The organism is Pelomonas margarita (genome assembly GCF_043555875.1).
In the GTDB taxonomy this organism is placed as follows: Bacteria; Pseudomonadota; Gammaproteobacteria; order Burkholderiales; family Burkholderiaceae_C; genus Pelomonas; species Pelomonas margarita.
This window is the reverse complement of the sequence record NZ_JBIGHW010000002.1, coordinates 467,491-481,346: the sequence shown is the minus strand read 5'-3', so window position 1 is coordinate 481,346 and position 13,856 is coordinate 467,491. Positions and strand designations below refer to the sequence as shown.

13 protein-coding genes are annotated in these 13,856 nt (G+C 72.9%); 12 read left to right on the top strand and 1 reads right to left on the bottom strand.

Translation table 11 applies throughout. The features are described from left to right. Positions 1-931 precede the first annotated feature (931 nt). The 12 genes from ACG0Z3_RS05745 (at position 932) to ACG0Z3_RS05690 (ending at position 12,752) form a co-directional block, all read left to right on the top strand. Positions 932-1,324, top strand: a complete 393-nt coding sequence (locus ACG0Z3_RS05745) for a YfeK family protein (RefSeq protein ID WP_394396150.1) — start codon at positions 932-934, stop codon at positions 1,322-1,324. 9 nt (positions 1,325-1,333) lie between these two features. After that, positions 1,334-3,706, top strand: a complete 2,373-nt coding sequence (gene pbpC, locus ACG0Z3_RS05740) for a penicillin-binding protein 1C (protein WP_394396149.1) — start codon at positions 1,334-1,336, stop codon at positions 3,704-3,706. Between the two features lie 91 nt (positions 3,707-3,797). Beyond that, the gene (locus ACG0Z3_RS05735; protein WP_394396147.1) at positions 3,798-5,036 is read left to right on the top strand and encodes a response regulator; all 1,239 of its coding nucleotides are present in this window, start codon (positions 3,798-3,800) and stop codon (positions 5,034-5,036) included. A gap of 17 nt (positions 5,037-5,053) precedes the next feature. Beyond that, entirely contained in the window at positions 5,054-5,407 is a 354-nt protein-coding gene (locus ACG0Z3_RS05730; RefSeq protein WP_394396144.1) for an ankyrin repeat domain-containing protein, read from the top strand. Between the two features lie 52 nt (positions 5,408-5,459). Next, on the top strand, positions 5,460-5,783 hold the full coding sequence (locus ACG0Z3_RS05725) for a YbjQ family protein (RefSeq protein WP_268167485.1): 324 nt from the start codon (positions 5,460-5,462) through the stop codon (positions 5,781-5,783). Then, the gene (locus tag ACG0Z3_RS05720) at positions 5,780-6,259 is read left to right on the top strand and encodes a YbjQ family protein (RefSeq protein ID WP_394396141.1); all 480 of its coding nucleotides are present in this window, start codon (positions 5,780-5,782) and stop codon (positions 6,257-6,259) included. Before ACG0Z3_RS05725 ends, ACG0Z3_RS05720 begins: the two co-directional genes overlap by 4 nt. Beyond that, complete coding sequence (locus ACG0Z3_RS05715) at positions 6,256-7,113, top strand: M48 family metallopeptidase (protein WP_394396138.1); 858 nt, start codon at positions 6,256-6,258, stop codon at positions 7,111-7,113. Before ACG0Z3_RS05720 ends, ACG0Z3_RS05715 begins: the two co-directional genes overlap by 4 nt. Positions 7,114-7,187: 74 nt before the next feature. Continuing rightward, positions 7,188-7,628 (top strand): hypothetical protein, encoded by a 441-nt coding sequence (locus ACG0Z3_RS05710; RefSeq protein WP_394396135.1) that lies wholly within the window; start codon positions 7,188-7,190, stop codon positions 7,626-7,628. After that, a complete protein-coding gene (locus ACG0Z3_RS05705) occupies positions 7,628-8,515 on the top strand; it encodes a DUF2145 domain-containing protein (protein ID WP_394396132.1) in 888 nt (295 codons plus the stop codon). The genes ACG0Z3_RS05710 and ACG0Z3_RS05705 overlap by 1 nt, the downstream gene beginning before the upstream one ends. Positions 8,516-8,615: 100 nt before the next feature. Then, positions 8,616-9,956, top strand: a complete 1,341-nt coding sequence (locus tag ACG0Z3_RS05700; RefSeq protein WP_394396129.1) for an aminotransferase class I/II-fold pyridoxal phosphate-dependent enzyme — start codon at positions 8,616-8,618, stop codon at positions 9,954-9,956. 37 nt (positions 9,957-9,993) lie between these two features. Further along, positions 9,994-10,899, top strand: coding sequence for a 4-hydroxybenzoate octaprenyltransferase (gene ubiA, locus ACG0Z3_RS05695; RefSeq protein ID WP_394396126.1), 906 nt, complete (start codon positions 9,994-9,996; stop codon positions 10,897-10,899). 233 nt (positions 10,900-11,132) lie between these two features. Next, on the top strand, positions 11,133-12,752 hold the full coding sequence (locus tag ACG0Z3_RS05690) for a S41 family peptidase (protein ID WP_394396123.1): 1,620 nt from the start codon (positions 11,133-11,135) through the stop codon (positions 12,750-12,752). Here the strand turns inward: ACG0Z3_RS05690 and ACG0Z3_RS05685 are convergent. Then, positions 12,749-13,780 carry a Gfo/Idh/MocA family protein gene (locus ACG0Z3_RS05685; protein WP_394396120.1) on the bottom strand — a complete coding sequence of 344 codons (1,032 nt, stop codon included), beginning with the start codon at positions 13,778-13,780 and terminating at the stop codon, positions 12,749-12,751. The genes ACG0Z3_RS05690 and ACG0Z3_RS05685 overlap by 4 nt on opposite strands. Between the last annotated feature and the right edge of the window lie 76 nt (positions 13,781-13,856).

The window sequence follows — 13,856 nt, the reverse complement described above, 5'->3', positions numbered from 1 at the left end:
CATCGGCCCTTCAGGCCGCTTGATGCCGGCTGCACGCCGGGCTCACCAGGATGCTGAAGTCAGCGCCGCTCGGGCGGCGCGACGTTTGCGTAGGCTGGGGTGAGCCTTGCGAACCCCAGCGTTCGTGCTTCGGGAACGTTGGGGTTCACCTTGTTCACCCCAACCTACGAGTAGCGAACAAGGTGATCCCTACGGCGCATCGCGTTCACCCCAATCTTGAAGTAACTTCATGTTGCATAGACTCACCCTAAGCAAAGTGCAGCCCTGCTTAGGCTAGCTGGAGTGCAGGATGTTTTCGGATCGTTACCCGCAACGATCATCCCCGAGCACCTCGCAGGATCCGCGACAACGGTTGCCGATGCGATCGTCCAGCTCGTAAAGCTTCGCGGTCAGATCGTGCACTCAGGCTCAGTTCCCAGCACGCTTAAGAAACCACACGCCCGCCAATGGCGACAGTTCGTGCAAGACCTAGCCGACGAGGTCGACAAGGCATGTCGAGCCAAATGTGATCGCCTTCTTTCAAGAGGTGAATAGACCCCAACGATCCCGCCATGCGGCACCGGAGGTCTCGAACGCACCCGCGTCGCCCGAGCGACGCTGACTTCATCACCCTGGTGAGCCCGGCGTGCAGCCGGCGTTAAGCGGCGTGGAGGGGCGATGCATGGGGCTCGTCACAGGGACAGCCGCGAGAGCGAAGCGGGTCGCGTCGATGCGCCATACGACTGAAGGTTTCCGCGCGCCATGGATGGCGCCGTGAAGGTCGTGTGCGGTTCAGGGCCTCTTCTTTGGTGACTTTCTTCTGGCCCCGCAGAAGAAAGTTACCGCGCTGCCGGGCGCGCATCCCGGCAATGCAGCGAGCCAACACCAACGCCCGCCAAAGCATCCATTGCCACAGTCGGCCGCCCAACACAGCCGCGCCGAGAATCGCCCCATGCGCCGCCCCCACCCACTCCTTCTCGCACTGCCCCTGGCCCTGCTGCTGCAGGCTGCCAGCGCCGCTCCGCTGCCCGCAGCCGCCCGTGCGGAGATCGAAGCCTTGCTGGCGCGGCTGCAGGCTTCGGGCTGCGAGTTCAACCGCAATGGCAGCTGGCATGCCGGCGCCGAGGCCCGCGCGCATCTGCTGAAGAAGCTGGACGTGATGGCCGGCCGCGGCCTCGTCGCGAGCGCCGAGCAGTTCATCGAGCGCGGCGCGGCCAGCAGCAGCATGAGCGGCCAGCCCTACCGCGTGCGCTGCGCCGGCCAGGTGCCGGTGGACAGCGCGCCGTGGCTGAAGGCCGAGTTGCAGGCGCTGCGCGCGGCACGGGCGGCGTCCAGCCCGCGCTGAGCGCCTGCTGTGGCCCGCAGCAGCCTGCGCCGCGCCGAGCTGGCCCTGGCCGCCGTGCTGGCGGCCGTGCTGGCGCTGGACATCGCCTGTCCGCTGCCCCAGCCCACCGCCGACACCTCCACGCTGACCGTGCTGGCCGCCGACGGCACGCCGCTGCGCAGCTGGGCCAGTGACGACGGCGCGCAGCGCCACCCCACCACGCCCGACGCCGTCTCACCGCTGTACCTGCAGGCGCTGCTGCACTACGAGGACCGCTGGTTCCACTGGCACCCCGGCATCAATCCCGCCGCATTGGCCCGCGCCGCCTGGCAGTGGGCGCGGCATGGGCGCATCGTGTCGGGCGGCTCCACGCTGACCATGCAGGTGGCCCGCCTCGTCGACGAGCGCGCCGCCGGCCGCAGCCTGGGCGCCAAGGCGCGCCAGATCGCACGCGCGCTGCAGCTGGAGCTGCACCACAGCAAGACCGAGATCCTGGCGCTCTACCTCAACCTCGCGCCCATGGGCGGGCCGCTGCAGGGCGTGGAGACGGCCGCGCGCGCCTATCTGGGCAAGGGCGCGGCCGAACTCTCGCAGGCCGAGGCCGCGCTGCTGGTGGCGCTGCCGCAGTCGCCAACACGGCTGCGGCCTGACCGTGCTGTGGCCGCCGCGCAGGCCGCGCGCGACAAAGTGCTGACGCGCATGCAGACGCTCGGCGTGTGGGCCGCAGCGGACGTGGCCGACGCCAAGCTGGAGCGCGTGTTCGCGCCGCCGCTGCGCGCCCGCTGGCTGGCGCCGCTGGCGGCCGAGCGGCTGCGCCAGCAGGCGCGCCGCGAGGGCGCGGCCGTGGCCGTCATCCACACCACGCTGGACGCCGGCCTGCAGGCCAGGCTGGAGCAGCTGCTGGTCGACCGCCTGCCCACGCTGCCCGAGGCCAACTCCCTGGCCGCGCTGGTGGTGGACAACCGCACGATGGAGGTGCGCGGCTACGTGGGCTCGGCCGACTTCGGCGACGACCGACGCGGCGCCCATGTGGACATGGTGCGTGCGCTGCGCTCGCCGGGCTCCACGCTCAAGCCCTTCCTGTACGCGATGGCGCTGGACGACGGCCTCGTCCACTCCGAGAGCCTGCTCGTCGACGCACCGCAGAACTTCGGCGGCTACGCCCCGGGCAACTTCCAGGCCGACTTCTCCGGCCCCGTCAGCGTTGCCGAGGCCTTGGCGCGCTCGCTGAACGTGCCGGCCGTGGACCTGCTGGCCCAGCTCGGGCCCGAGCGCTTCGCCGGCCGGCTGCGCCACGCCGGCCTGCGGCTGCGCATGCCGGCCAACGCCGCGCCCAACCTCAGCCTCATTCTGGGCGGCGGCAGCACCTCGCTGGAAGAACTGGTCGGCGCCTACGCCGCGCTGGCCCGCGACGGCCTGGCCGGCAAGCCGCGCCTGCTGCGAGCCGAACCCGTGCAGGACACGCCGCTGATGAGCAGCGGCGCCGCCTTTATCGTGCGCGAGATCCTGGAGAGTGGCGGCCGCCCCGGCAACCCATTCCGCGAGAGCGCCCAGCGGGTGGCCTGGAAGACAGGCACCAGCTTCGGCTTCCGCGACGCCTGGGCGCTGGGCGTGACGGACCGCTACACGCTGGGCGTGTGGGTGGGCCGACCCGACGGCACGCCCAACCCCGGCCACTTCGGGGCCAACACCGCCGCGCCGCTGCTGCGCGACATCGCCGCCGCACTCGGCCCCGCCGGCCCGGACCGGCAACAACTGGCCCCGCGCCGCCAGCCCGACAGCGTTCGCGCCGTGCCCATCTGCTGGCCGCTCGGCACGGCGCTGGCCGCCACCGCGCCCGGCCACTGCCTGCAGCAGCGTACCGCCTGGACACTGGACGGCGCCGTGCCGCCGACCTTGCCCGACCGTCTGACACCCGGCGGCCTGGTGCAGGCGGTGTGGACGCAGGCCGGCCAGCGCGTGCGGCCCGACTGCGCGCCCGCCGCCGAGCGCGTGGACGCGGTGCGCTGGCCCACGCTGCTGCTGCCCTTCCTGGACGCCGCCCAGCTGCACCCCGCCGAGCGCCTGCCCTGGGCGCCCGGCTGCGCGGCGCGCACGCCCAGCGCGCAGGCGCTGCGCATCGTGGGCCTGGAGCCCGGCACCGTGCTGCGGCCCACGCCCGGGCGGCCCGAGGTCACGCTGCGGCTGCAGGCGCTGGGCGCGCAGCAGGGCCTGAGCTGGCTGCTGGACGGGCAGCTCGTCGCCAGCAGCGAGGCCGCCGAACACGCCCAGACGCTCACGCTGCGCCAGCCCGGCCGCCACGCACTGACCGCCCTGGACGGCCGCGGCCGCTGGGCGCGCGTGGCCTTCGAGCTGCAGGCCCCGCTCAACCCGGCGAGCAAAACTGCCGGGATCCCTCAATGACGAAGGTGACGGTCACCGCCCTTCGTTAAGCTGCCAAGTTGGAACCCGCCCATGGGCCTGCTGACCGCTCCGTCCGCCGGAGCCTCCCACCATGAATGAGCTGTTGATCTGGATTCTGGCCGCCGCCGCTGCGGTGCTTGTCGTGCTGCTGCTGTGGCTGGGCCGCGTGCGCCAGCGCCGCGCCCGCGAGGACGCCGAACGCCGCGAGGCCCAGCGCCTGGCGCAGGCCCAGGCCGAGCACGCGGCCCGCGCCGCGCAGCTGGCCACCGCGCAGGAGGCAGCCACTGGCGCGCCCGAAGCCCCGCTTGCCGCGGCCGCCGAGGCCAGGCGCCTGGCGGAGCAGGCCCGCCAGCAGGCCGAGGCGCAGCGCGACTCCGAAGAAATCACCCGCCGCATCGCCGAGGCCGAGGCCGCGCGGCTGGCCCAGGAGCGCGCCCGCCAGGAGGCTCACGAGGCCCTGCAGGCCGAGGAAGCCGCCGCCCGCGAACGCGCCGAGCGCGAGGCCGCCGAGCAAGCCGAAGCCACCCGCGCCCAAGCAGCGGCCGAGGCCGAAGCCCGTGCCCGGGCCGAACGCGAGGCTGCTGAACAGGCGCAGCGCGAAGCCGCCGAGCGGGAGGCCGCCGAAGCCGCACGCCTGGCCGCCGAGGCCGATGCCCGCGCGCAGGCGGAACGCGAGGCAGCTGAAGCCGCTGCGTTGGCCGAAAGCCTGGCGCGTGAACAAGCCGAGCGCGAAGCCGCTGAACGTGAAGCGGCCGAGGCCGCCCAGCGGGCCGCGCGCGAGGCCCGCGAGCAGATCGAGCGCGATGCTGCCGAAGCCCGCGCCGCCGCCGAGGCTGCGCGCGCCGCCGAAGAGACCCGCCTGCAGGCCGAGGCTGCCGAGCGCGAGCTGGCCGTCCAGCAGGCCTTGCAGGCCCCGCCGCCCGAAACCGCCCCCACTCGCGAGCTGCGCGCCGACGAGCTGCTCGTGGTGGTGGCCGACGACTCCAAGATCGTGCGCGTCAAGCTCAGCCGCCTGCTGGCCGGGCAGGGCTACCGCGTCGCGCTCGCCGACAGCGGCGAGCAGGCCCTGGACCTGCTCGCGGCCGAGCGGCCGCATGTGCTGATCACCGACGTCGAGATGCCCGGCATCGACGGCTTCGAGCTGACCCGCCAGGTGCGCGCCACGCCGCACTGGGCCGCGCTGCCGGTGCTGATGATCACGTCCTCCGACGACAAGACCGAGGCCGCCGCCGCCGCTGGCGTGACCCAGCTGCTGGGCAAGCCCTTCTCCGAGGAAGCGCTGCTGGCCGCCATCGAGCGCGCCCGGCTGGCCGTGCGCGTGTCGGCCTGAGCGCGGCAAGGGCAGCGATGTCGGGCGGCGACTGGAAGGAGATGTTCAACGCCGGCTGCGAGGGCGACCTCGCGCTGGTGCAGTACCACGTGCAGGCCGGCGTGGACGTGAACTACGCGCACCCGGAATTTCTGTCCACGCCGCTGGTGGCCGCCATCCTGGCCCGCCAGCCGCAGGTCGCGCTCTACCTGCTGGAGCATGGCGCGCTGCCGGACCTGCCCTCGGAGTTCGACGGCCTCACGCCCATGCAGGCGGCGGTGCGCACCGGGCTGGGCGACGTGGCCGAGCGGCTGCAGGCCCTGGGCGTGGCGCGCTCGGCGCCATCGGCGCTCCCTGCAGCGCGGCGCTGGTGGCAGGGCTTGTGGAGCTGAACAGCCTGCGGTGGTCGGGCATCATCGCGCCCACAACACAGGGAGTCAGCCCATGCTCATCAGCAACCTCGAAACCGCGCCCGGCCACCGCATCACCGCCCACCTGGGCATCGTGCAGGGCAGCACCGTGCGCGCAAAGCATGCCGGCAAGGACATCCTGGCCGGGCTGAAGAACATCGTCGGCGGGGAGCTCAAGGCCTACACCGACCTGATGCAGGAAGCCCGCGCCGAGGCCGTGGAGCGCATGACGGCCGAGGCCCGCGCCATCGGCGCCAACGCGGTACTGAACGTGCGCTTCGTGACCACCAGCATCACCATGGGCGCCGCCGAGATCCTGGCTTACGGCTCGGCGGTGACGGTGGAAGCGGCTGCATGAACCTGAACTTCTGGCTGGACACCTTCAGCCTCTGGGCGCTGCTCATCGCGCTGGCGCTGGGCTATGGCGTGGGACGCTGGCTGGAGCGGCGCCACTACCGAAGCCTTCGCGAGCGCGAGCAGGCGCTGCGCCACGTCGTCGCGCTGAACACGCGCTATGTGCCCGAGGGCGTGGCGGCGACGTCGGCGCAGCTGGTCAGCGGCGGCGTGGTCATCTCGTCGGACTACTTCAAGACCTTCGTGGCGGGCTTCCGGTCCTTTTTCGGCGGGCGCTTTCGCGGCTACGAGACGCTGCTGGAGCGCGCCCGGCGCGAGGCGCTGCTGCGCCTCAAGGCCGAGGCCGAGGCGGCGGGCAGCACGCTGGTCATCGGTGTGCGCTTCCACACCACGACGATCGCCGGCTCCACGACGCCCTCGGTCGAGGTGCTGGCCTTCGGCACAGCGCTGACGCAGGCGCCGCTCGCGCCCACGACATGACGCCCCCGCGGCTGGAGAACCGGCTGCCGCCGGAAGACCTGCTGGAGCGTGACGAGCACCCGCTGCGCGAGCTGGCCTGGCTGATGACCGCCAGCCTGGCGCTGTTGGCGGTGCTGGTGCTGCTGACCGGGCTGTCGGCGCGCTGGCTCGCGCCGCGCCTGCCGTTTGCCTACGAGGCGGCACTGGCCCAGCGGGTGTTCGGCGCGCCAGCACCCGCCACGCCCGAGGCCGCCCAGCGCCGCGCCGCGCTGCAGGCGCTGGCCGACCGCGTGGCCGCCGTCATGGCGCTGCCGCCCGGCATGCGGGTAGTGGTGGCCGACGAGCCGTCCGACCTGGTGAACGCCTACGCCACGCTGGGCGGGCGCATCCACGTGTTCCACGGCCTGCTGCGCCGGCTGGACAGCGAGGAGGCGCTGGCCGCGCTGCTGGCCCACGAGATCGCCCATGTGAAGCACCGCCACGTGGCCGCCAACCTGGGCCACGGCCTGGCCGTGGTGCTGCTGCTCTCGGTCATCACGCCCGACGGCGCCGCCCAGGCCGCGCAAGGCCTGCTGACCGGTGCGGCGCAGCTGGCGCTGCTGGGCTACTCGCGCGACGCCGAGCGCCAGGCCGACGCCGAGGCGTTGGCCGCGAGCCTGGCGCTGTACGGCCACGCCGGCGGCATCGGGGCCCTGTTCACCACGCTGCCGCAGCGCGATGCGCCGGCCGGCACGGCCTGGCTCAGCAGCCACCCGGACACCGCCGAACGCCTGGCGGCGCTGCGCAGCGCCGCCGCCGCGCGCGGCGCCGCACTGGGCGGGCCGGCCACACCCCTGCCCGCCGCGCTGCGCCCGCCGCCGGCGCCCGCCAAGTAACTGCGCTGGGTGACAACGCCCCGCCACGCCGGCGCGTTATCGTTGCCCATCCATCGCTTTGCCCTCACCCCCCCATGCAAGCCACTCGCCTCCTCTCCCTGCTCGCCGCCCTGGCGCTGGCCACCAGCGCCGCCCAGGCCACCTCGTTCGCGTCCTCCGCCGCCGGCGCAGGCTCGGCCTCGTCGGGCAGCGTTTCCGACTCGATGAAAGCCTCGTCCGGCAGCAGCACCGGCGGCGAGAAGCGCGCCGAGGGCCGCTACCGTGTCACCGACGTGGCCCAGGCCGACGCCGGCCGCCTGCGGCTGACGCTGGCCCGCGAAGGTGCCACCACCGTAGAGCTGACGCTGCCCCAGCAGGCGCTGGCCACCCGCGCTGTGCAGGTGGGCGACGAGGTGCAGGCCACGCCGCAGACCTACGGCGTCGCATTCGCGCATGCCGACACCGGACGCGCCTTCTTCCTGGTGCTGGAAGACGCCTGGGCCCGCGAGTTGGCCGCGCGCGTCGTAACGCCCTGATGGGCCGTCTGCTGCCGGCACTGCTGGTGGCGCTAGCCACTGCAGGCGCCGCACAGGCCGGCTCGGTGCTGCCACAGGGCTGTGACCGCCCGGTGGCCGTCAACGCCACGCAGCAGGACCGGCTGCTGCGCTTCACGGCCGTGGTGCGCGAGGCGTTGGCCGCGTCGGGCGCGCCGGCCGCGCTGGTCGCCCGCTCCGGCACCGACCTGTCGCGCCTGGGCCTGCGCTACTCGCATGCCGCCGTCGCGCTGGCCGACGGGCTGGACACCCCCTGGGCCGTGCGCCAGCTCTACTACGCCTGCGCCGAGGGCCAGCCGCGCCTGTTCGACCAGGGCCTGGCCGGCTTCGTGACCGGCAGCGACGATCCCAACGTCGGCTACCTCAGCGTGCTGCTGCTGCCGCCCGAGGCCGGCGCCGCGCTGGCCGCCGCCACGCTGGACCGGCCGCGCGCGCTGGCGCTGCTGAACGCGCGCTACAGCGCCAATGCCTACCCGTTCAGCACCGAATACCAGAACTGCAACCAGTGGGTGGCCGAGTTGCTGGCCGCCGCCATCGCCGGCAGCGCCACGCGCACCGAGGCGCAGGCCTGGCTGCAGCGCGAGGGCTATGCGCCGCAGCCGGTGCCCGTGTCGCCGTGGCTGATGCTGGCGGGCCGATTCGTGCCCTGGGTGCGCTTCCACGATCACCCGGACGCGCTGCTGCAGGCCGGCCTCGTGCAGACCAGCCTGCCCGACAGCCTGGAGGCCTTCGCGCTGCAGCGCTGGCCCGGCGCCCGGCGGCTGGAGTTCTGCCACGGCCCGGCCGGCGTGCTGCAGCGCGAAGGCGGCCCGCCGCTGACCGAGGGCTGCCGGCCGCAGCCGGGCGACCGCGTCGTGGCGCTGGACTGACGACCACCCAAGATTCGACAGAAGTGCGGATGGCAAGCGGCCCCGCGCTGCGCACAGTGCGCTCCCGTCAACACCGACCGAGGTCGATCAGGGAGCTGCCATGGATGAATTGCTGGACATGCCCGCCGCCGAGACGGCAACGCCCACACAGGCCGACCCGGCCGCGCTGCAAGGCTCGTCCTTCGACTACCTGCTGCGGCCGGGCGCCGACCTGACCGCCAAGGCCCGGGCTTTCCACGACTGGGCCAGCACGCGCGTGAAGCACGGTGTATTCCCCTACGCCAAGCGACTGGGCGGGCGGCCCGGCGCCACCGCCGAGCTGATGCTGCTGGACGGCCAGCGCCATGCGGGCCTGAACTACTCGTCGCAGGAGTACCTGTCGCTGGCCCGCCACCCCGCCGTCTGCGCGGCCGCGCAGCAGGCCATGGCGCGCTACGGCGTGCACAGCGCCGGCTCCACCGCGCTGGCTGGCAATGTGGAGGAGGCCCTCGCGCTGGAAGCCGAGCTGGGCGCGCTGCTGCGCATGCCCGAGGTGCTGCTGTTCCCCACCGGCTGGGCGGCCGGCTTCGGTGCCATCAAGGGCTTGGTGCGCGAGACCGACCACGTCGTCATGGACCAGCTGGCCCACAACTGCCTGCACGAAGGCGCCCGCGCGGCCACGCCCAATCTCCACCTGCACCGGCACCTCGACATGGCGCACGCCGCGCGGGTGCTGCAGCGTGTGCGCCAGCGCGACCCGCACAACGGCATCCTGCTCGTCACCGAGGGCTGCTTCTCGATGGACGCCGACTCGCCCGACCTGAAGCGCCTGCAGGCGCTGGCGCGTGAGCACGGTGCGCTGCTGATGGTGGACGTGGCGCACGACCTGGGCTGCCTGGGCCCGGACGGCACCGGGCAGCTGGGGCTGCAGCAGATGCTGGGCGAGGTGGACCTGGTGATGGGCTCGTTCTCCAAGACCTTCGCGTCCAACGGCGGCTTCGTGGCCTGCCACGACCGCGCGATCAAGGAGTACCTGCGCTTCTACGCCTCGCCCAATACCTTCTCCAACGCGCTGTCACCGGTGCAGGTGGCCATCGTGCGCGCCTGCCTGGCCGTAGTGCGCTCCGCCGAGGGCCAGCAGCGCCGCGACCGACTGATGCACGCAATCCTGGGCCTGCGCGCCGCGCTGACAGCGCAGGGCATCACGGTGCTGGGCCAGCCGTCGCCCATCGTGCCGGTGCTGCTGGGCGACGACGCACTGGCCCGCCTGGCCTGCCGCGAGATGAGCCAGGCCGGGCTGCTGGCCAACCTGGTGGAGTACCCCGCCGTGTCGCTGAACAGCGCGCGGCTGCGCATGCAGGTGATGGCCGACCACACGCCCGCGCTGGGCGAGACGGCGGCGCGGATCGTGGCGGATGCGTTGCGGCGGGCACAGGCCCTGGCGGGCGGCGCTGCGCACTGATGGAGGCGCCCCGAAGCGCAGCGCGAAAATGCCGTGCATGACGTCCACCGCTCCCCTCGCCGCGCCCCCGGGCCGGCTTGCGCTCTACCTGCAGCTCATCCGCTGGGACCGCCCGGCCGGCTGGCTGCTGCTGCTGTGGCCCACGCTGGCGGCGCTGTGGATCGCCGCGGACGGCTGGCCGGGCTGGCACCTGCTGCTGGTCTTCACGCTGGGCACCGTGCTGATGCGCTCGGCCGGCTGCTGCGTGAACGACGTGGCCGACCGCGATTTCGACCGCCACGTGAAGCGCACGGCCCAGCGGCCGGTGACCACCGGCGCGGTGTCGGTGAAGGCCGCGCTGGCGCTGGGTGCGGCGCTGGCGCTGGTGTCCTTCGGCCTGGTGCTGACGACCAACCCGCCGGCCATCCTGCTGAGCTTCGGCGCGCTGGCCGTGGCCATCGCCTACCCATTCGCCAAGCGCGTGCTGGCCATGCCACAGGCAGTGCTGGGCGTCGCGTTCTCGTTCGGCATCCCGATGGCGTTCGCCGCCGCGCTGGGCGGCATGGAGTGGCACCTGCGCTCGGTGCCGCTGTCGGCATGGGCGCTGCTGGTGGCCAACCTGTTCTGGGTGCTGGCCTATGACACCGAGTACGCGATGGTGGACCGCGACGACGACCTGAAGATCGGTGTGCGCTCATCGGCCGTCGCGCTGGGTCGCTGGGACGTGGCCGGCATCATGGGCTTCTACGCCGCCTTCCTCGGGCTGTGGACCTGGCTGGGCCTGCGCCTGGGGCTGGGCGCGTGGTTCCTGGCCGGCATGGCCGTGGCGGCCGCGCAGGCGCTGTGGCACTACACGCTGATCCGCCACCGCGGCCGCGACGACTGCTTCCGCGCCTTCCGCGCCAACCACTGGCTGGGCTTCGCGGTGTTCGCCGGCACGGTGCTGGACCTGGCGCTGCGGTAGGGCGGCGGCGACCCATCGCACCCGGCAGACCTCCTCCCCGAGAAGGCGAGGCCTCGCGGTGTTCGCCGGCACGGCGCGTAGGGCGGGTCGAGACCCGCCGCCGGGTGGCGACGACTCCTTGCGCCCAGAGAAAGCCGGGAGGTGAAAAGTCACCCGTGATCGCGCAGCGCGGCGAGCGCCGCCGCCGCCGGCCGCCACGTACATTGCCCGCCATCTTTCCGGGGAGTGAACCGATGTCCGATGTGTTGCGCGCGCCACTGTCACTGGCCTTGCTGCTGAGCCTGGCGCTGGCCGGCTGCGGGGGCGGCGGGGGCGGCAGCGGCACGTCGACCTCGGGCGGCTCAACCGGTGGCTCCAGTTCGTCCGGCGGATCTGGCAGCAACACGGCCACCGGACCGCAGGGGCCCTCATCCAGCTTCGCGCAGCAGTGCGCCGCCAACAACACGTTGGCCGCGGCCGGGCTGCGCTCGACGACGCTGGACACCGAGAAGAAATGGCTGCGCGCCTACGTTGACGAGGCCTACCTGTGGCGCGACGAGGTGCCCACGGTCGACCCGTCCGCCTCGGCCTACAGCGGCAGCGACGCCTATGCCGCGATCGACAACTACTTCGAGGCCCTCAAGACCCAGCAGCTCACCGACACCGGCCAGCGGCGCGACCGCTTCAGCTTCACCTACCCCACCGACAAGTGGAATGCGCTGAGCAGCAGCGGCCAGGAGGCGGGCTACGGCATCGAGTGGCGGCTGGCCAGCACCACGCCGCCGCGGCAGATCCGCGTGGCCTATGTCGAGCCAGGCAGCCCGGCCGAGCGGGCCGGCGTGATGCGTGGCGACGAGCTTGTCAGCGCCGACAACTACAGCGCCGACGTGTCCAGCGAAGCGGGCGTGGACGGCCTGAACGCGGCGATGTACCCCGAGGCCGCCAACGCCGCGCACAGCTTCGTGTTCAGCCGCACCGGCAGCGGCACGCTGACCCGCAGCCTGACCAGCGCCATCATCACCAAGACCCCGGTGCCCCAGGCCCGCGTGCTGAGCACGCCGCAGGGCAAACGCGCCGGCTACCTGGTGTTCCACGACCACATCGCCTCGGCCGAGCAGCCACTGATCGACGCGATGCGCAGCTTCCAGCAGCAGGGCGTGAGCGAGCTGGTGCTGGACCTGCGCTACAACGGCGGCGGCTACCTCTACCTCGCCAGCGAGCTGGCCTACATGATCGCGGGCACGGCCCGCACCGGCAGCCAGGCCTTCGAGACGCTGCGCTACAACGCGCGACGCAGCGCCGACAACCGCACCACGCCGTTCTACGGCACCTCCTGCCTGCTGGTGGGCAACCGCTGCACGCAGGAGCAGCCACTGCCCGCACTCAACCTCAGCCGGGTCTACGTGCTGGCGCAGTCGGGCACCTGCTCGGCCAGCGAGGCCGTCATCAACGGCCTGCGCGGCGTGGGCGTGGAGGTGGTGCTGATCGGCGGCAAGACCTGCGGCAAGCCCTATGGCTTCGCGGCCAAGGACAACTGCGGCATCAGCTACTTCCCCATCGAGTTCACCGGCGTCAACGCGCAGGGCTTCGGCGACTACGCCGACGGCTTCGAGCCCACCGCCAGCGGCACCACGGGCACCCGCTTCGTGAAGGGCTGCAACGTGGCCGACGACTTCAGCCGGGCCCTGGGCGACACCGGCGAATCCCTGCTCGCCTCGGCGCTGGGCCATGCGGACACGGGCAGTTGCCCAGTGCTGCCGGGCGTGTCGTCCGCCACTGCGCGCGCGCAGGGCGCCTGGAGCGGAGAGGGCGGTGTGGCGCTGTCACCCCGCCGCCACCCGGCGCGGGACAACCGCATCTGGGTCGCGCGCTAGCCCTTCTTGTTCACGCCTCCGGGCAGGCGCTCGCGGATCGCGTCGCTCCAGCGCAGCAGGCCCAGCGTCTCGCTGTGCGGCATGCGCGGGCTCTCCAGCAGGCCGGCGCGGATACAGGCCTGCGCCTCGGCGATCTCGCCCTCGAAGCCATTGACGGCATGCGGCGCGGCGAAGCGCTGCACCGGCACCTTGCGCGTGACCAACTCCACCGCCTCCGAACCCCAGAAGTCCATCGGGAAGCGCAGCGCGGCCTTGGCGCCCATCGCCTCGAAGGCGTTCATCGCCGACGCGTCGAAACCGCAGCGGAACTGCGACGTGACGCCGCCGGGGAAGTGGAAGGTGGCCGTGACGGAGGCATCCACGCCGGTGGGCGCCAGCGTGGCGGCCACCTCGATGCGCTCGGGCTCGGGGCACACGCCGCCGTTCATCTGCTGCAGCACCCAGCGCGTGACGACGAGGTTGTAGATGCCGATGTCCCACAGCGCCCCGCCGGCCAGTGCCGGGTTCCAGCAGCGGTGCGTCAGGTCCTCGGGGCCTGTGAAGCAGAAGGTGGACGCCATCGCGCGCAGCTCGCCGATGGCGCCCTCACGCAGCAGCCTGCCGGCCAGCTCGTAGGCCGGCAGGAAGCGCGTCCACACCGCCTCCATCAGGAACACGCCGCGCTCGCGGGCCAGGGCTATCAGCGCCTGGCCTTCCTCCAGCGACGTGACCAGCGGCTTCTCGCACAGCACCGGTTTGCCGGCCAGCAGCGCGGCGCGGATGTACTCGCCGTGGTGGGAGTGCGGCGTGGCGATGTAGACCGCGTCCACCTCACCGTCGGCCAGCAGGTCGGCCAGCACCGTCTTCACGCGCGCAGGTGCGCCGTCGCCACGCCACTGCTCTGCGTAGGCCTGGCCCTTGGCAGCATCGCGCGCGAACACCGCCGCCAGCCGCGCACCGGGCACGCCGGCCAGCGCGCCGGCAAAACGGTTGGCGATACCGCCGGGGCCGATGACGCCCCAGCGGAAGGATTCTTGAAGTTCAGTCATGGCGAGCGGCGATGAAGCTGTGGCCCGGGCGGAGGCGCGGACCGGTCGCGCATTGTGGGCGCGGCCGCGCCGCCAT